The sequence below is a fragment of the Necropsobacter massiliensis genome, from assembly GCF_000827595.2.
Taxonomy (GTDB): Bacteria; Pseudomonadota; Gammaproteobacteria; order Enterobacterales; family Pasteurellaceae; genus Necropsobacter; species Necropsobacter massiliensis.
In genome coordinates, this window is the sequence record NZ_LN776178.1 from 333,258 (window position 1) to 351,935 (window position 18,678).

The 18,678-nt window shown below is 46.9% G+C and carries 18 protein-coding genes; 11 read left to right on the plus strand and 7 right to left on the minus strand.

Annotated elements, in window-relative coordinates; all coding sequences use genetic code 11:
• The first annotated feature begins 146 nt into the window (after positions 1 to 146).
• The gene (gene sodA / locus BN3349_RS01650) at positions 147 to 785 is read left to right on the plus strand and encodes a superoxide dismutase [Mn] (protein ID WP_040975545.1); all 639 of its coding nucleotides are present in this window, start codon (positions 147 to 149) and stop codon (positions 783 to 785) included.
• A gap of 132 nt (positions 786 to 917) precedes the next feature.
• Here the strand turns inward: sodA and hcr are convergent, their stop codons facing one another.
• The 3 genes from hcr to suhB form a co-directional block, all read right to left on the minus strand.
• Positions 918 to 1,943 (minus strand): NADH oxidoreductase, encoded by a 1,026-nt coding sequence (hcr, locus tag BN3349_RS01655; protein WP_040975546.1) that lies wholly within the window; start codon positions 1,941 to 1,943, stop codon positions 918 to 920.
• 92 nt (positions 1,944 to 2,035) lie between these two features.
• The gene (gene hcp / locus BN3349_RS01660) at positions 2,036 to 3,688 is read right to left on the minus strand and encodes a hydroxylamine reductase (protein WP_040975547.1); all 1,653 of its coding nucleotides are present in this window, start codon (positions 3,686 to 3,688) and stop codon (positions 2,036 to 2,038) included.
• A gap of 297 nt (positions 3,689 to 3,985) precedes the next feature.
• Positions 3,986 to 4,789: an inositol-1-monophosphatase gene (gene suhB, locus BN3349_RS01665; protein WP_040975548.1), complete on the minus strand. Its 804-nt coding sequence runs from the start codon at positions 4,787 to 4,789 to the stop codon at positions 3,986 to 3,988.
• A 162-nt stretch (positions 4,790 to 4,951) separates the two neighbouring features.
• Here suhB and trmJ point away from each other — a divergent pair, with 162 nt between their 5' ends.
• The 9 genes from trmJ (at position 4,952) to gshAB (ending at position 13,566) form a co-directional block, all read left to right on the plus strand.
• A complete protein-coding gene (gene trmJ / locus BN3349_RS01670; protein WP_040975549.1) occupies positions 4,952 to 5,674 on the plus strand; it encodes a tRNA (cytosine(32)/uridine(32)-2'-O)-methyltransferase TrmJ in 723 nt (240 codons plus the stop codon).
• Between the two features lie 74 nt (positions 5,675 to 5,748).
• Positions 5,749 to 6,207, plus strand: a complete 459-nt coding sequence (gene iscR, locus BN3349_RS01675; RefSeq protein ID WP_040975550.1) for a Fe-S cluster assembly transcriptional regulator IscR — start codon at positions 5,749 to 5,751, stop codon at positions 6,205 to 6,207.
• Between the two features lie 48 nt (positions 6,208 to 6,255).
• Positions 6,256 to 7,470, plus strand: coding sequence for an IscS subfamily cysteine desulfurase (locus BN3349_RS01680; protein WP_040975551.1), 1,215 nt, complete (start codon positions 6,256 to 6,258; stop codon positions 7,468 to 7,470).
• Positions 7,471 to 7,579: 109 nt separating this feature from the next.
• Complete coding sequence (gene iscU / locus BN3349_RS01685; RefSeq protein WP_032091856.1) at positions 7,580 to 7,963, plus strand: Fe-S cluster assembly scaffold IscU; 384 nt, start codon at positions 7,580 to 7,582, stop codon at positions 7,961 to 7,963.
• A gap of 67 nt (positions 7,964 to 8,030) precedes the next feature.
• Complete coding sequence (iscA, locus tag BN3349_RS01690) at positions 8,031 to 8,354, plus strand: iron-sulfur cluster assembly protein IscA (RefSeq protein WP_040975552.1); 324 nt, start codon at positions 8,031 to 8,033, stop codon at positions 8,352 to 8,354.
• A gap of 13 nt (positions 8,355 to 8,367) precedes the next feature.
• Entirely contained in the window at positions 8,368 to 8,895 is a 528-nt protein-coding gene (hscB, locus tag BN3349_RS01695; protein ID WP_040975553.1) for a Fe-S protein assembly co-chaperone HscB, read from the plus strand.
• A gap of 77 nt (positions 8,896 to 8,972) precedes the next feature.
• Entirely contained in the window at positions 8,973 to 10,838 is a 1,866-nt protein-coding gene (gene hscA, locus BN3349_RS01700) for a Fe-S protein assembly chaperone HscA (protein WP_040975554.1), read from the plus strand.
• A 3-nt stretch (positions 10,839 to 10,841) separates the two neighbouring features.
• A complete protein-coding gene (fdx, locus tag BN3349_RS01705; protein WP_040975555.1) occupies positions 10,842 to 11,180 on the plus strand; it encodes an ISC system 2Fe-2S type ferredoxin in 339 nt (112 codons plus the stop codon).
• A gap of 112 nt (positions 11,181 to 11,292) precedes the next feature.
• Positions 11,293 to 13,566: a bifunctional glutamate--cysteine ligase GshA/glutathione synthetase GshB gene (gene gshAB / locus BN3349_RS01710; RefSeq protein ID WP_040975556.1), complete on the plus strand. Its 2,274-nt coding sequence runs from the start codon at positions 11,293 to 11,295 to the stop codon at positions 13,564 to 13,566.
• Positions 13,567 to 13,667: 101 nt separating this feature from the next.
• On the opposite strand, the gene BN3349_RS01715 is transcribed toward gshAB, so the two are convergent.
• From BN3349_RS01715 to BN3349_RS01730, 4 genes are all read right to left on the minus strand, one after another.
• Entirely contained in the window at positions 13,668 to 14,627 is a 960-nt protein-coding gene (locus BN3349_RS01715; RefSeq protein WP_040975557.1) for an AEC family transporter, read from the minus strand.
• Positions 14,628 to 14,697: 70 nt separating this feature from the next.
• Positions 14,698 to 15,678: an FUSC family protein gene (locus tag BN3349_RS01720; protein WP_040975558.1), complete on the minus strand. Its 981-nt coding sequence runs from the start codon at positions 15,676 to 15,678 to the stop codon at positions 14,698 to 14,700.
• A gap of 125 nt (positions 15,679 to 15,803) precedes the next feature.
• Positions 15,804 to 16,310 carry an HdeD family acid-resistance protein gene (locus BN3349_RS01725; RefSeq protein ID WP_040975559.1) on the minus strand — a complete coding sequence of 169 codons (507 nt, stop codon included), beginning with the start codon at positions 16,308 to 16,310 and terminating at the stop codon, positions 15,804 to 15,806.
• A gap of 69 nt (positions 16,311 to 16,379) precedes the next feature.
• Complete coding sequence (locus tag BN3349_RS01730) at positions 16,380 to 18,017, minus strand: NAD-dependent malic enzyme (protein WP_040975560.1); 1,638 nt, start codon at positions 18,015 to 18,017, stop codon at positions 16,380 to 16,382.
• Between the two features lie 201 nt (positions 18,018 to 18,218).
• Here BN3349_RS01730 and BN3349_RS01735 point away from each other — a divergent pair, with 201 nt between their 5' ends.
• Positions 18,219 to 18,569 carry a helix-turn-helix domain-containing protein gene (locus tag BN3349_RS01735; RefSeq protein WP_040975561.1) on the plus strand — a complete coding sequence of 117 codons (351 nt, stop codon included), beginning with the start codon at positions 18,219 to 18,221 and terminating at the stop codon, positions 18,567 to 18,569.
• Positions 18,570 to 18,678: the final 109 nt, after the last annotated feature.

Here is an 18,678-nt window from a genome sequence, read left to right on the forward strand (position 1 = left end):
GGTTAGCGTGATTAGATAGCTAGGGCGAGGTTGTGGTCGCCCTATTTTTTTAACAAAAATTTAAACTTTTAATGATCTTAATCAATTTTTTTGTTAAGATTTTATCGGCTTTATTACTCACGATTATTTTATAGAAGGAAACTCATATGTCTTATACCCTACCTGAATTAGGCTATGCCTATGATGCCTTAGAACCGCATTTTGACGCTCAAACCATGGAAATTCACCATTCTAAACATCATCAAACTTATGTGAATAACGCCAATGCGGTATTGGAAACCTTGCCTGAATTCGCTGATTTATGTCCGGGCGAGCTGAGTGCCAAATTGGCGACGGTACCGGCGGATAAACGTACCGCGGTGCGCAACAATGTTGGCGGCCACGCCAATCACAGCTTGTTCTGGAAAGGTCTGAAAAAAGGTACGACCTTACAAGGCGCATTAAAAGAAGCGATTATCCGCGATTTTGGTTCTGTAGAAGCGTTTCAGGCGGAATTTGAAAAAGCGGCGGCGACCCGTTTCGGTTCCGGCTGGGCGTGGTTGGTGTTAAATCAGGGCAAATTGGAAGTGGTTTCTACGGCGAATCAGGACAGCCCGTTAATGGGGAAAGACATCGCCGGCTGCGAAGGTTTTCCGATTATCGCCTTAGATGTTTGGGAACACGCCTATTACCTGAAATTCCAAAACCGTCGTCCTGATTACATTAAAGAATTCTGGAATGTCGTTAACTGGGATTACGCGGCAGAACGTTTTGAGAAAAAATCTGCCGATTGCCAGAGCGCGTAATCATAACGGATTCGTATTCTATCAATGCTTCACTACAGCCCGGTTATGCCGGGCTTTTTTATTGGTTTTAACCCATTTTAGGTAATACAAAAGCCGAATGGCAATATTCGGCTTTTGGCTGGAGCAAACGCATTAATCCGGTAGCAGATCTACCGTCATATTTCCTTTCAGCTGGCAGCTACACGCCAGCACATAGCCGCGTTTGATTTCATCTTCCGTCAGTGGGCCCTGCGTGGATACCTCATAGTCGCCGCTGCGCACCAAGGTTTTGCAGGAACCGCAGATCCCGGAACGACAAGCAGCAATTACTGGCATTTGGTGTTCTTCCAGCGCCGCCAGTAGGCTCATGCCCACCGGCACTGAAAAGGTTTGCGGCTGCGGATTGGTAATCGTTAAGCTCACTTGTTTGCTGTTATCCACCAGACAGTTTTCTGCCGCGGCGTGGAATTGTTCCAAAAAGAACCGCTGCGGTGGAACGCCGAGCGCTGCAGTCATCGCCTGCAAATCGTTCATATAACTTTGCGGACCGCAGGTTAGCACGCTGTAATCGGCGATATTTGGCACCAGTTGTGCCAGCATCTCGCGGTTGACCCGACCGCTCAGAAAACCTTCTTCAGCATCCACTGAAGCGTTGATAAACAATTTCAGTTGCGGAAATTGCTGGCGCAGTTGCTCCCATTCGCGTTTGAAGATCACATCTTTTGGGGCGTGTACGCTGTACAGCACCGTGATATTCACTTCAGGACGATTGTTCAGCAGCCAGCGAGTCATTGACATAATCGGCGTTATGCCGCAACCACCGGCAGCCAACAAGTAATGGTTACTGATGATTTTCGTGCAGGTAAATTCGCCCATCGGATCGGACAACCAAATTTGATCGCCGGGTTTGACCTCTGAGGTCAGCCAGTTGGAACCAACGCCGTTCTCAATGCGGCGCACGGTCAGAGTGATAAAGCGGCTCAATCCCGGTGAAGAGGATAGGGTGTAGGCGCGGGCGATATCGGGTGTATTTTTGATACTGACCAGCGCATACTGACCGGGCTGATATGGATAAAAATCCTGCGCGATCAGTTCAAGCGTATAAACATCATCGGTTTCTTTCAGCACCGAATGAACTTGCATTTGGTTGTAGCATAACGGGTTTTGATTTTCCGACATAACAATTTCCTGTACAAAGCGCGGTGGTTTTTTCGACAGTTTTAACGGAGTGCAATCCGTAAAACACGATAAAAAACCACCGCACTTATTGATTATTTCGCCAATGCCTCAGCCATATCCTGTTCCGGCGTGGTTAAACCGCGTAAACCGAATTTTTGATTTAGCAGCGCCATTAGGTTGTCGTTTAAAAATGCTGGCGCGGTCGGACCGGTATAAATATTTTTCACACCGAGCGCCAGCAGAGTCAGCAAGATAACAATAGCTTTTTGCTCAAACCAAGAAAGTACTAAGGTCAACGGCAACTCATTCACCCCGATATTCAGTTTTTGTGCCAGATTTACCGCGAGCATAATGGCAGAATAGGCGTCGTTGCATTGACCTACATCCAACAGGCGCGGTAGACCGTCGATGGTGCCGAAATCCAGCTTATTGAAGCGGTATTTGCCGCAACCGAGGGTAAGAATAGCGCAATCCTGCGGCACCTGACGGGCAAAATCGGTATAGTAGCTGCGTTCGCCTTTGCTGCCGTCGCAGCCACCGACTAAAAACACGTGACGCAATTTTTTCTCCGCCACCATGTTAATTACGCTGTCCGCCGCATCTAGCAGCGTTTGGCGCCCAAAACCGACCGTGATTTGATGTTCCAATTCGCTGTAAGGAAAGCCGGGCATCGCCTCGGCTTTGGCGATAACCTGAGCGAAATTGCGATCTTCAAGATGCGTAACACCCGGCCAACCGACGATACTGCGGGTAAAAATGCGGTCTGCATAATGGCCCACGTTCGGATCAATAATGCAGTTTGAGGTCATGATAATTGGCCCCGGGAATTTGGCGAATTCTTTTTGTTGATTCTGCCAGCCGCTACCGTAATTGCCCGCTAAATGCGAATATTTTTTCAGCTCCGGATAACCGTGTGCTGGCAGCATTTCGCCGTGGGTATAAATGTTAATGCCGGTGCCTTCGGTTTGTTCAAGCAGGGCTTTTAAATCTTTCAGATCATGCCCGGAGATCAGAATACATTTACCCGCGACCGGTTTAACGTTAACGCTGGCGGGAAGCGGATTGCCGAACGCCTCAGTTTCCCCTTCATCCAACAGCTGCATAACCCGGAAATTCATGTTACCGATAGCCAACGCTTTTTCCAGCAATTCATTAAGTTCACTCGGCTGAGTACCCAACCAAGCCATAAATTCATGGAACTGGCGATATACTTCGTTATCGGATTTACCTAATACATGCGCATGCTCCATATAGGCCGCCGCCCCTTTCAAGCCGTACAGGCACAGCATACGCACGCCGTGCGCTTCCTCACCGATTTCTGTCCGGTCGCTGTTCAGGGCAAAATCCGCCGCCTGTGCGCTCAGCTGTGCAATGGAATCGCCTTGTAGTTTCAAATGTGCCAGCGGATGATTGACATCAATACTCGGATTAATTGCCCGACAGCGACGGATCAGATCATCGCGGTACTGTTCTGCTTGTTGCGCATATTGAATGATTCGTTGCGAATCAAAGTTAACATTGGTTAAGGTGGCGAAAAAGGCTTGTGCGCTGAAAGCGTCAATTTGATTGTCGATAATGCCTAAATCCCGTCCCTGCAATGCCCAAGCGGACAGACTCTGCAAGACGGCAACCAGCAAATCCTGTAAGTCGGATGTTTCCGCTGTTTTCCCGCACATGCCCTGCGCATAACTACAGCCATTACCAACCGGGGTACGCATGGTTTGTTCACATTGAATGCAATACATAAAAATCACTCCTAACAGATAAATAATTGACCAAAAAAGTAGGCTATTGAAAACGTGAAAATAGTAAAGCTTTTCATCAAGAACACAATTAACATTTTTATTAATTTAACGTTTTTTTGATCTGGATAGAAAAGGTTACTTAGAAAGTGGTAGTGTATAGCCTCTGCATTTTATACGTTGTTGTGCTTTCTATTGTGCAGATTTAGGCTGGAATATCTTTTTGAATGTGATAGAAAAATGCTGAATAACATACATTACTCAGCATTTAAAAAAGCATGTTTTTACAATCGAGCGATTTTACCCTTTAAAATCCGTACCAAGGCAAGGCTGGATTTTGGTGAGGATTTCTTTCAGTAAACGCGGCGGTGCGGCGACGATGTGACCGGCGGTGAGGTAGCTGTGTCCGCCGTGGAAATCACATACTAGGCTGCCGGCTTCGCGTGCAATTAAATCACCGGCGGCAATATCCCACGCTTTCACACCCATTTCAAAATAACCGTCTACCCGACCTGCGGCAACGTAGCATAAATCCAGCGCGGCAGAACCGGTGCGGCGGAAATCGGCGACTTCGCTGATAAGGCTGTTCATCATGGCAAAGTGCAGTGGCATTAATGTTGATTTTTTAAACGGAAAACCGGTGACTAATACGCTACCCTGTAATTCGCGTTTGTTATCAACACGCAGGCGTAATTCATTGAGTTTCGCTCCTTCGCCACGTACTGCGGTGAATAATTCGTTGCGCATCGGATCATAAACCACGCCCACTTCGGTGCGGCCTTTTACGCGGATAGCGATAGAAACAGAAAAGTGCGGTAAACCTTTAATAAAGTTTGTGGTGCCATCCAGTGGGTCGATAATCCATTGTATATCGCTGTCTTTACCTTCCAGTGCGCCGCTTTCTTCGGTAATAATAGTGTGCTCGGGATAGGATTTTTTAATGACTTCAATAATAGCCGTTTCGGAAGCTTTATCAATATTCGTGACAAAGTCGTTTTTGCCTTTGCTCAGGGTTTGGATGTCATCGCGGCGTTCATAACCTTTAGCAATAATATTGCCCGCTCTTCGTGCCGCACGAATGGCGATATTTAACATTGGATTCATAGATTTCCACCAGATTTTAAAGAACAATTGAAAGCGCAGATTATAGTGATTTTTTCACCGAAAAGCGAGAACTTACAGAAAATTTTAAAATTCCTGACTAAATTTAAAGGGTATTGTGATAGAATATCCACAAGTTGAAGTCAGATAATATAATAATTAATTATGCTGGAAAATATCAGGATCGTGCTGGTGGAAACCTCGCACAGCGGTAATATCGGCTCTGCGGCGCGGGCGATGAAAACGATGGGCTTGACGCATTTGTTTTTGGTGGCACCAAAACAGCCCGTCGATGAGCAGGCGCTCGCCTTGGCCGCTGGTGCAGAAGATGTGGTTAATAATGCGGTGAGCGTGCAGCATTTTGACGACGCCATCGCGGATTGCTCTTTAGTGATTGGCACCAGTGCGCGATTGCGTCACGTGCAAAATCCCTTGATTGAACCGCGTGAATGCGCCGACAAAGCGATTTCACATGCGCGGCAAGGAAAAACCGCAATTGTGTTCGGGCGTGAACGAAGCGGGCTGACCAACGACGAGCTGCTGAAATGTCGCTATCACTTGACGATTCCGGCTAATCCCGATTATTCATCGCTGAATCTGGCTATGGCGGTGCAATTGGTTGCCTATGAGCTAAGAATGGCATGGCGCGCCGCTTGCCATTCACCACAGTCAGCCCCACTTTCTGCGATAGAGAATATCTATCCGGATGCGCAGGAGCTGGAATATTTTTTCAGCCATACTGAACAGCTTTACCGTCGATTAGGTTTTATTCAGAATCAAGGTGTTATGCAAAAATTACGGCGTTTGTATCAACGTGCGGAAATTGAAAAAAGCGAGCTGAATATTGTGCATGGTATGCTAAGTGCGGTGGAAAAAAAGCTTAAATAAGGCGGTATAATAGTTGACTAATTTGGTTGGTTATGTAAGATATCGCCATTGATTTATAAGAAGGAAAGCAGAAGATGAAATTAACATCCAAAGGTCGTTATGCCGTAACCGCAATTTTAGATATTGCCTTGAACGCTGAAAACGGTCCTGTCAGTCTGGCCGATATTTCGGAGAGACAGCATATTTCCCTTTCTTATTTGGAACAGCTATTTGCTAAATTGCGTCGTCACGGTTTGGTCAAAAGTGTGCGCGGTCCGGGCGGCGGTTATCAGTTGGGATTGTCCGCCGATGCAATTTCCATCGGCATGATCATCGCAGCGGTTAATGAAAATATTTCAGTGACCCGTTGTTTGGGGCAAGGTGATTGTCAGGGCGGGCAGCAATGTTTGACGCATTCTTTGTGGGATCAGCTCAGTCGTCGCATCGAAGATTTTCTCAACGATATCACCTTGGCGGAGCTGGTGAATCAGCATCATGGTAAGCATGTACAATCGCATCGGGATTTTGACAATTTAGTGATGATTAACGAATAGCCTTATAAAAAGAGCGGTAAAAAAATAAAGCGTTTTTAGGAGTTGATAATGAAATTACCCATTTATTTAGATTATGCGGCGACTTGCCCGGTGGATGAACGTGTGGCAAAAAAAATGATGGATTATTTAACCATTGACGGCACTTTCGGTAACCCGGCGTCGCGCTCGCACAAATTCGGCTGGCAGGCGGAAGAAGCGGTGGATGTGGCGCGTAATCATATTGCCGATCTGATCGGTGCAGACAGCCGGGAAATTGTGTTTACGTCCGGTGCGACGGAAGCGGATAATCTGGCGCTGAAAGGCGCGGCGCACTTTTACCAAACCAAGGGTAAACATATCATTACCTGCAAAACTGAACACAAAGCGGTGCTGGATACCTGTCGTCAGTTGGAGCGCGAAGGCTTTGAAGTGACCTATTTAAGCCCGCAGTCAGACGGTTTGATTGATTTGGACGAATTAAGTGCGGCGATTCGTGACGACACTATTTTAGTTTCCATTATGCACGTGAATAATGAAATTGGCGTAATTCAGGATATTGAACGTATCGGCGAAATCTGTCGTGAACGGCGCGTGGTTTTTCATGTGGATGCCACTCAGAGCGTAGGGAAATTGCCGATTAATTTAGCGCAGCTGAAAGTGGATTTAATGTCCATGTCCAGCCATAAACTGTATGGACCGAAAGGAATCGGCGCCTTATATGTGCGTCGCAAACCGCGTATCCGTCTGGAAGCGATTATCCACGGCGGCGGTCATGAACGCGGTATGCGTTCCGGCACTTTACCGGTGCATCAAATTGTCGGTATGGGCGAGGCTTATCGTATCTGTAAGGAAGAAATGGCGACCGAAATGCCGCGCCTGAAAGCGTTGCGTGACCGTTTATATCAAGGATTGAAAGACATTGAAGAAACCTATGTGAACGGTTCAATGGAACATCGAGTAGACAATAATCTGAACATCAGTTTTAACTATGTGGAAGGCGAAAGTCTGATGATGGCGCTGCGCGATATTGCCGTTTCTTCCGGTTCGGCCTGTACCTCGGCAAGTCTGGAACCTTCTTATGTGCTACGTGCGCTCGGGCTGAACGACGAACTAGCACACAGTTCGATCCGCTTTACGCTTGGGCGTTATACCACGCAGGAAGAAATTGATTACACCATTAATCTAGTGAAAAGTGCGGTGCAAAAATTACGTGAATTATCACCGTTGTGGGATATGTATAAAGAAGGCGTCGATTTAAGCTCAATCGAGTGGACGCACCATTAGTATTTTGTCCTCCCATGCCGCCTTATATTCGCGGCATGCGAGCATTGTTACTCGGCTTATTGTTTTTGATAAACAGACAACTATTTTAAATGTAGGAAAGGAAGAAAATATGGCATACAGTGATAAAGTGATCGACCATTATGAAAATCCGCGTAATGTCGGTTCGTTTGATAAAAAAGCGGCGGATATCGGCACCGGTATGGTCGGCGCGCCGGCCTGTGGAGATGTCATGCAGTTACAGATTAAAGTGAATGACAGCGGCATTATTGAAGACGCGAAATTCAAAACCTACGGCTGCGGTTCTGCCATCGCCTCCAGTTCCCTAATCACCGAATGGGTGAAAGGCAAATCACTGGATGAGGCGCAAGGCATTAAAAACAGCCAGATTGCAGAAGAACTGGAATTACCGCCGGTTAAAATTCACTGTTCTATTTTAGCGGAAGACGCCATTAAAGCGGCAATCGCAGACTATAAAGCGAAAAAAGGCGAGTAATTGATTATTCTGATACGCGCGCATCAGGGCGCGCGTCATCATTTTTACCTTCTATTTGGAGAATATTATGGCGATCACATTAACCGACAGTGCGGCGAATCGGGTAAAAACCTTTTTGACTAATCGCGGCAAGGGTATCGGATTGCGTTTAGGCATCAAAACTTCCGGTTGTTCAGGGCTGGCGTATGTGCTGGAGTTCGTCGATAGTCTGAATGAGGACGATCACGTGTTTGACAATAACGGTGTTAAAGTGATTGTAGATAGCAAAAGTCTGGTGTATCTGGACGGCACCCAGCTTGATTTTGTGAAAGAAGGGCTGAATGAAGGATTTAAGTTCACCAATCCGAATGTAAAAGATCAATGTGGTTGTGGCGAAAGTTTTAACGTATAGGCAGGTGAAAGGCATGAGCAATCCATTCGCATTATTTGATCTGCCAGTTGATTTTGAACTTGACCGCAATCTCCTTACGCAGCGTTATCTGGCGCTGCAAAAATCGCTGCATCCGGATAATTTCGCTAACCGCAGCACGCAGGAACAGCGTCTAGCAATGCAGAAATCAGCGGAAGTCAATGATGCGCTACAGGTTTTGAAAGACCCCGTTTCGCGCGCCGACAGCATGATTGCCCTGGCACTTGGCGAAGTGCAAAACGAGCAGCAGACCAATCACGATATGGCGTTTCTGCTACAGCAAATGGAATGGCGCGAACAGCTGGAAAGCATCGAGCAGCAACAGGATAGTGCGCAGCTGGCGGTGTTTTCACAACAGATCGCACAGGCAGAAGATGCCATTTTAAGCGAACTTTCCGGCGCACTTACTGCAAAAGACTGGCAACAGGGGCGCTTATTGACCGACCGGTTGCGTTTTATTCGGAAGCTGACGGCGGAAATTGAGCGGATCGAAGAAAAATTGCTGGAAGACGCGGCGTTCTGATGCCTTAACGGCAAAAATCATTATAATACGCAGACTAACACGGATTAATACATAAGAATTATATAGAGAAACTACTCATGGCACTACTGCAAATCGCCGAACCCGGCCAGAGCGCGGCTCCGCATCAACAAAAGCGCGCGGTCGGCATTGATTTAGGCACGACCAATTCACTGGTCGCAACAGTACGTAACGGAATGACGGAAATTTTAGCCGATGAACAAGAACGCCCGCTGACTCCCTCAATCGTCAATTTTCAACCGAATCAAACCGTCAGCGTGGGGTATGATGCCGCCGCGTTGGCAAGTCAAGACCCGCGCAATACGATTATTTCGGTCAAACGCTTAATGGGGCGTTCTCTGGCGGATGTGCAACAGCGTTATCCGAACCTGCCTTATACATTCGCGCAGACGGAAAACGGATTACCGCTGTTTCACACTTCGCAGGGATTGATTAGTCCGGTTGAAGTTTCGGCAGAAATTCTAAAAAAACTGACCGCACTTGCCGAACAGCGGTTGGGTGGCGAATTAGCCGGCGCGGTAATTACCGTGCCCGCCTATTTTGATGACGCGCAGCGGCAAAGCACCAAAGATGCGGCAAAGTTAGCCGGATTAAATGTCCTACGTTTGCTGAACGAACCGACGGCGGCAGCGATTGCCTATGGGCTGGACAGCGGGCAGGAAGGCGTGATTGCGGTTTACGATTTGGGTGGCGGCACCTTTGATATTTCCGTGTTGCGTTTGTCTAAGGGCGTATTTGAAGTGTTGGCGACCGGCGGAGATACAGCTTTAGGCGGTGATGATTTTGATCACCTTATTGCCGATTGGATCGTGCAACAATCCGGCGTCGGCATTGACGATGCACAGCAGCAGCGTCAGTTAATCGAAACGGCAAGTCAGGCTAAAGTGCGGTTAAGTTCGGCACAGAAAACGATGATTCGATTTAAAGATTGGTCGGAGGAACTGTCCGTCACGCAATTTAATCAACTGATTGAGCCGCTGGTTAAACGTTCTTTAATGGCTTGTCGCCGAGCCTTAAAAGATGCCGGTGTCAGCGCGACAGAAGTACGTGAAGTGGTGATGGTCGGCGGCTCGACCCGCGTGCCTTATGTGCGTGAGCAAGTGCAGGCATTTTTCCAACGCCCGCCCCTAACTACCATTGACCCCGATAAAGTGGTGGCGCTCGGTGCCGCGATTCAAGCGGATATCCTGGTCGGCAATAAGCCGGAGGCGGAAATGCTGTTGCTGGATGTGATTCCACTGTCGCTGGGAATTGAAACCATGGGCGGGCTGGTGGAGAAAATTATTCCGCGCAATACCACCATTCCTGTTGCCCGTGCCCAGGAATTTACCACTTTTAAAGACGGTCAAACCGCAATGTCGGTGCATATCGTGCAGGGCGAGCGCGAGATGGTGGACGATTGCCGTTCGCTGGCGCGTTTTACCCTACGCGGTATTCCGCCGATGGCAGCGGGCGCAGCGCATATTCGGGTAACCTATCAGGTAGATGCGGACGGTTTATTGAGCGTGACGGCAATGGAAAAATCCACTGGCGTGCAATCCTCCATTCAGGTGAAACCCTCTTACGGTTTAACCGATGATGAAATTACCGATATGCTGAAAACCTCAATGGAAAATGCCAAACAGGATATTCAGGCGCGCCAGCTAGCAGAACAGCGGGTGGAAGCGGCGCGGGTTATCGAAAGTGTGTATGCGGCGTTGCGCCAAGATGAAGATTTACTCAACGATGAGGAATTAAGTGCGGTTAAAAATGCGCTAGTTTCGTTGCAGCAATTGCAGCGGCAGGATGACAGTTTGGCGATCAAACAAGGTATTAAAGCCTTGGATCTGGCGACGCAAGAGTTCGCCGCGCGTCGTATGGATAAATCAATTCGTGCCGCCTTATCCGGTCATTCGATTGATGATATTGAGAAATTGAAGGAATAAACTATGGTTAAAGTTGTATTTTTACCCCATGAAACTCTGTGTCCGGACGGTATGGTCGTGGATGCAGCGGAAGGGGATAACTTGCTGGATGTGGCGCTGGACGCCGGCGTTGAAATTGAACATGCCTGCGATAAATCTTGTGCTTGTACTACCTGCCATGTAATTATCCGCGAAGGATTCGACAGTTTAAACGAAAGCAGTGATCAGGAAGATGATATGCTGGATAAAGCATGGGGGCTGGAAGTGGACAGCCGTTTAAGCTGCCAATGTAAAATCGGCACAGAAGATTTAGTGGTCGAAATTCCAAAATACAGCATTAATCACGCCCGGGAAGAGCACTAATTGCCCGTCATGCAGTCGTCAGCATTGATATGTATTGACGACTTGTCTTTTCATGAATTACCCCGAATAATAGACGGGCATTCCCTTTATGATGAGTATTAAAAGGATACTTATGAACATTCAACAAGCAATTAAGCAGCACCACCTCGGCTTATTATTTCAGCAGGGTTCGTTCGGCATAGAAAAAGAAAGTCAGCGTGTACACAGCGACGGTTCGATTGTCACCAGCGCGCACCCAAAAGTGTTCGGTAACCGTTCCTATCATCCTTATATTCAAACCGATTTCGCCGAAAGTCAGCTTGAATTGATAACCCCGCCGAATAACAATATTGAGGACAGTTTACGCTGGCTGTCCGCCATTCATGAAGTGGTGTTGCGTTCCTTGCCGGAAGATGAATATATTTTTCCGTTCAGTATGCCGGCAGGCTTGCCGCCGGCGGATCAAATTAAAGTGGCACAGCTGGATAATGCTGAAGATGTGGCGTATCGGGAGCATTTGGTGCAATCTTACGGCAAAAATAAACAAATGGTCAGCGGCATTCATTATAATTTTCAGCTTTCGCCCGAACTGATCAACACCTTGTTTGCACTGCAACATCGCTATCAAAGTGCGGTGGATTTTCAGAACGATTTATATCTAAAAATGGCGAAGAATTTTCTGCGCTATCAATGGGTACTGCTTTATTTGCTGTCCGCCACGCCGACGGTAGACGCCGATTATTTTAAACAGGGTTCGCCGCTACAGCCAGGACAATATGTGCGTAGCCTGCGTTCCAGCCGTTACGGTTATGTGAATGCGCCGGAGATCGTCGTTTCGTTTGACAGCGTGGAAAAATATGTCGAAACCTTAGAGCATTGGGTGAAAAGCGGAAAACTGATTGCCGAAAAAGAATTTTATTCCAATGTGCGTTTGCGTGGTGCGAAGAAAGCCCGCGATTTGCTGCAAAACGGCATTCAGTATCTGGAATTCCGCCTGTTTGATCTGAATCCTTTCGAACCTTACGGCATCGGTCTGCGTGATGCACAATTTATTCATTATTTTGTGCTGCTGATGATCTGGCTGGATGACACCGCAGATCAAGCCGGGGTGGAATTAGGCAAAGCACGTTTGGCGCAAGTCGCTTGGGAAAACCCGCTGTCTGAAACCGCCTACCGTGAAGAAGGCGAAGCGCTGCTCGAGCGCTTAATCACCATGTTGAACGATATCGGTGCAGAGCAAAGTGCGGTCGAAATCGTGCAAGCAAAATTGGCACAGTTTGCCGCACCGGATAAAACCTTGTGCGGGCGCGTGGTACAGGCGCTGGAACAAAACGGGGGCTATCAACAGCTCGGTGCGGCGTTGGCACAACGCTATAAAGCCGCGGCGTTTGAGCGGTTTTATGCACTTTCCGCCTTTGACAATATGGAATTATCCACGCAGGCATTGTTGTTTGATTTGATTCAAAAAGGGATCAAAACCGAGATTTTGGACGAGCATGATCAATTCCTTTGCCTACAATTCGGCGATCATATCGAGTATGTGAAAAACGGCAATATGACCTCTCATGACAGCTATATCTCGCCGCTGATTATGGAAAATAAAGTCGTCACCAAAAAAGTGTTGGCGAAGTCCGGGTTCAATGTGCCGCAGAGTTTGGAATTTACCTCGGCGGAACAAGCACTGGCGAGCTATAGCCTGTTTGAACGGCGCGCAGTAGTGATTAAACCAAAATCCACTAATTACGGTTTAGGCATTACTATTTTTCAGCAAGGTGTGCAGCACCGCGAGGATTTTGCTCAAGCGGTGGCAATCGCATTCCGTGAAGACAAAGAGATTATGGTGGAAGATTATCTGGTCGGCACCGAATACCGCTTTTTCGTACTCGGTGATAAAACGCTGGCGGTGCTGCTGCGTGTTCCCGCCAATGTTATCGGCGATGGCATCCATACGGTGGCGGAACTGGTGGCAGCGAAAAACGATCACCCACTGCGCGGCGACGGCAGCCGTACCCCGCTGAAAAAAATCGCCTTGGGCGATATTGAGCGCTTACAGCTGAAAGAACAGGGACTGACAATCGACAGTATCCCGGCAAAAGATCAATTGGTACAACTGCGCGCCAATTCCAATATCAGCACCGGCGGTGACAGTATCGATATGACCGACGCAATGCACGACAGCTACAAACAGCTTGCCGTGGGCATCACCAAGGCTATGGGCGCGGCAGTGTGTGGCGTGGATCTCATTATTCCCGATCTGACCCGACCTGCTGAACCGAATCTCGCCTCATGGGGCGTAATTGAAGCGAATTTCAATCCGATGATGATGATGCACATTTTCCCTTATGCCGGACAATCCAGACGGGTAACCCAAAATGTCATCGCGATGTTATTCCCGGAACTGAAATAATTGTAAAAACCGCATATTGTTTATGCGGTTTTTTATGGTGTATAGGCATCAATTCTTAGCTGATTTCCAACTGCTATGATGCCGTGTAAAGTTGTCAGGTATTACATAAATTGCAACAATGCATCAACAATCGGTACTACAATCATAAATAAAATAGTGCTAGTGGTAACCACATTAGTGGCAAACTGCACATCACCTTTTGCTTCGTTGGCTAGAATTGGTAAGACTGCCAGCGCAGAGACGGATGATTGTAGGATAAGGGTTTTAGCTTCTATCGGCGGCAATAGTAGCCAATGCTGGCCAAACAAGATTAATACAAACATGATTAGCGGTGCGAGAATAAATTTACCCAGCAGTGCGGCGACGGTGTCTTTGTCAAAACGGATGCTTTTCAGACCGGCATCGCATAGAGTAATCCCGATATAAATCAGCGATAATGGGGTGACCGTTGCACCGATATATTGTAGCGAGGAATGGATAAACGCCGGAACTGGAATATTACTTAGCAGAAATAGCAGAGAAATAAGAAAACCGATTAGTGGCGCTGGAAATAATTTTTTCCAGTTAAATGCCTGCGTCTGGCTTGCTAGTTGTGATTCGCTGCTGTCGTGTGCGATCAACAATGCTCCAAATGCCCAGGTAGAAACCGTATTGAGTACATAATACACGAGAAAATACGGCATACTGATATCTCCGAACAGCGCTATATTCAACGGTAAACCGATAAAAATTGTATTGGCGTTTACAATGGTATTGATAAAAATTCCGCGGCGACCGGGGCGGATACGGAGAATTTTTACCATTAGCCATGAAATCAAATACCCGATCACAACAGAAATAATGCCGTAAAATAGACCGTCCGATAAGGCCAATAATTTATCGCGGTTCAGATATGTTAATACTGAGATGAAAATTGATGCCGGCATTGCGATATTCATAATTAGTCGGGAAAGATTGGCAGCAAAGGTATTTGCGAACCAACCTTGTTGTCGCAGATAAAACCCCAGGGCGATAATGAGAATAATAGAAAGTACACTTTCTAATGCGGTTAAGAATGCCATAAGTTAGCCTCTTTAGTAAGATGATGGTTTAACTCGGTTTGGCGGATTTGCTCGCTGTCCGCCTATTCCGTCATAAACGGAAAATTCGTCCCATTACAAGGGCAGTTGCACCACCGAGCAAGGTGGCGATCAAACGATGTTCGGTGGTTTGAATCGGATCACCGAAACCGAGTGCGATAAGAAAGACAATCGTTGCGGAAATCATACTGCTTAATAAGGCGTAATGCGCTTTTTGCATAGAAAAGGCGGCTGCAGCCGTTAAGGTCAGGCAGATTAACAGTATAAATAGCGCATCATGAAACAGATAGATAATCACTGTAGCCAGCCCACAGCCGAATAACGTGCCAACCAAACGGTTAATGGCTCGATTCAGAGTAACATTTCCTGCGGGACGTAAAATTAGCAAGGCAGTCATTGGTGCCCAATAATCGTTTGCAATTCCTGCTGCTTTGGCCATTAACAACGCACTGATTACTGCAATCACAACGCAAAACATAAAACGGAATAGTAAACCGTTTGATAGTGATGTCGCAGCAGCAACCGGTAAAGGTTGCGCACTTTTCGGTATTAAGGCCGACAGTAGCATCATACCGATTAACTGTATTCCACCCCCCAGTAGAATCAGCTCGGCGCGCAATAATGCCGGATCTAATGATTGCGGATAATAGCTGGCAACCAAAAAAGCGACGACGATCTGTAAACTGATCCACCATAGATTATTGTCGTAACCCGTGAGCAATGCGCAAACTGCGGTTAACAGTGCTGTTATGGGTAGAAGCCAGATTGAGTGTTCACTTGCCAGTGAACCGACAAAGGCGGCCAGCGCCATACCCAGTGTAGCGGCAATAACGGCTCCCCAGCGATAGCCAGCAAATGTTCTGGAGGCGCCGAATCCGACGGAAAAAGCGGCGCCGACAACCACCACTGCGGAAGTGGGATCCAAATCCAGGCTAAACGCCAGTACAATAATGATTGCCGGTGCACACAGCACCGTTTCGCGCCAGTAAATTTCACCACAGAAATTTTTTAATTTATTTGCATACGCACTCAATCCGGTTTTACTCCTGTACTTATTGGGATTACACGTTTGGTACGTATTCCCAAGTAATAAAAATAGTGCGCGGATTATAGCGATTATTGCGTAAAAATACCTTAAAAAACGACCGCACTTCTTTCTTAGATTTTATGAGAAGATGACCAACACAACAGCGAAATTCCGTTGGAAAACAACTCAATTGCAAACAACAATCCCAGCGTGACAGCCGCTGATTCCGGAAAGTTGGCAAAAATAATGCAGGCCAACAGTAGCGATAGTGCACCGGAGGCGATCATTATCCACCGAACTATACCGCTTAGCCGTCGAAGCGCTATGATAAGACGGAAAAAACCGGTCAGCAGCAGGAGTATAGCGACTAATAGAGTGAGTGACGTAATGCCCTGTAGCGGGTGGGCAACCAGAAAGTATCCCAACAGCAAATAAGCCACGCCAATGAAAATCTCACTCCACTTTGCTTGTCCACTGAGAGTGGAGAAAGCGAAATAAAGCAGAATGATGCCTGAAATAATAAAAAACCAGCCAGCCAACAGATCAACCGTTAAGCTAGCGGCGAAAGGATTGAACCAGGCAAATAGACCGCCGATCAGAGACAGCAACCCCGCGATAAATAAACTGGAGTTTTTCATTTTATATCTCCTATTACATTTGAGCGTAAAAATTAACCGTCCGCGAATATTACGGACGGTTCGGATTTATCAGCGGTATAATGGTTGCCACATAGCATCCTGTACGGTTTGTACCCAGTTTGCTGACTGTCTAGTTGCCACACCGTCGGCAGTTGCCTGTTTGGCTACCGCAACGGCAACCGTAGCGGAAGATGCCCGCAAATTATCTACCGGCGGCAGCAATGAGGCACCTAAATCCTGTGGGTTCACTTGACTTGCTACCGCTTCGGCTGCTGCCAGTAGCATGGCATCGGTGACTTGTCTGGCACCGGATACGATCACGCCTAATCCCAATCCCGGATAAAGCAAGGCATTATTGCCTTGTCCGATATGAAATTGCGTGCCCTGATAATTTACCGGTGCAACTGGAATACCGGTGGCAATCAGCGCTTTGCCGTTTGACCATGGTATAGCATCTTCCGGCATCACTTCGATCTTTTCGGTCGGATTAGACAGCGGTAACAAAATCGGACGTGCTACACCGGCACATAGAGCTTTGATGACTTGCTCATTAAAGGCGCCATGATCGGTAGAGGTTCCAATCAGAATAGTCGGTTTTACTTGTTTAACAACTTCCAACAGACGAATTTTACCGTCTTCTTTTTGCCAAGCGGCGACCTCGGCAGCCGGACGAGCATATTCTTGCTGATAGTCAGGCAGATGCGGCATATCATCGGTGATCAGACCATTGATATCAATTAACCAGACACGTTTTTTGGCTTCTTCACGCGACAACCCGTTGCGTTCCATTGCTGCGCTGATTTGATCTGCCATTCCTGTTCCTGCCGTGCCTGCGCCATATACCACTAAACGCTGATCGGCAAAAGTCTGTTTTGTCACTTTCAGACCAGAAATTACCGCTGCCATGACGATTGCCCCTGTACCTTGCATATCATCGTTAAAAATACGGTATTTTTCGCGGTTTTGCTGTAGGATACGGCGTGCGTTAGACGGACCGAAATCTTCAAAATGCAGCAATGCATTCGGGAACATAGCGGAAGCGACTTTAAGATATTCATTAATCAAATGATCGTAGCGTTCACCACGAATACGAGCGTGTCGGTTGCCAAGATAGGCGGGATCATTTAATAAGGCCTCGTTATCGGTGCCTACATCCAGATTGACGGCGATGACGCGTGAAGGATCAATTCCCGCCGCTGCGGTATAAACCGCCAGTTTACCGACAGAAATATCCGTACCGTTAACTCCCCAATCGCCAATACCGAGAATTTCTTCCGCATCAGATACAACGATTAAATCCACATCGTCTGGGTCAAGACCTAACGTTTCAAAGGATGCTTTGATATCTTCAGGACGATTTATGTTCAAATACACCGCCCGCGAACGGCGATAATCGCGACTCCATTTTTTGATTGCTTCTCCGACGGTTGGATCATAGACAATAGGCAACATTTCCGCCAGATGATCAGTAATCAAACGATAATACAGTATTTCATTACGGTTATGCAGCTGATCTAAAAAGATATATTTTTCAATATCTTTTTCATAGCTTGATAGTTGTTTGTAAGCTCTGGTCACTTGTTGGTCAAGCGTTTCCACTGCTGCCGGAAGGCGCCCGGTCAAACCTAATTGGGCGCGTTCTTCCAGCGTAAAGGCCGTACCTTTGTTGGTCAGCGGGTTGTTGATGATATCAAGAGTTTTTGCCATGATGAGCTCCTTGGGGTTGTGGTAAGATAAATACGAAACTATCTCAATCATACAATTTTTGCAATGATTTATACTGAATCGTTACAGGTCAGTATATAGCATATTGCATTAAAAACAACCTAAAAGGTTGTTTGATGGTATTTAAAAGTCCTTAATAAAATAAGTTGATTGCTCCACTATTAACGTTGAATGGAGGACTGTATGAAACTTAATTTTAATCATAATGAAGTCAATAAACGCATCGGAAAAACTATTGCAAAATACCGTCAGCAAAGTGGATTTACCCAGGAACAAGTGGCAGAAATACTGGAGATTGGCAATGAAGCTGTATCACGCATGGAACGCGGAATTATTATTCCCAATGCTGTCAGGTTGATTGAACTAGCGGAAATTTTTAACTGTACTGTAGCCGATCTGATTGGAGAAAGCAGCCCTCGCTTGTCCGACCAGACACATCATATTCACCGCCTGATAACGGATCTGGCCGAGTCGGATCGGTATTTGATGCTACATTTCGTGCAAAGTTTTGCCGGTCGCTTAAAACAGGCATGAGTCAGTCGATATTGGAGAAGTGCGGTGAATTTTTTTCGAGTTTAAAACAGTAGCAAATTGCACCGCACTTTTTTACAATAAGAACGGTGAAACGTCGCCGGTCAGGCGT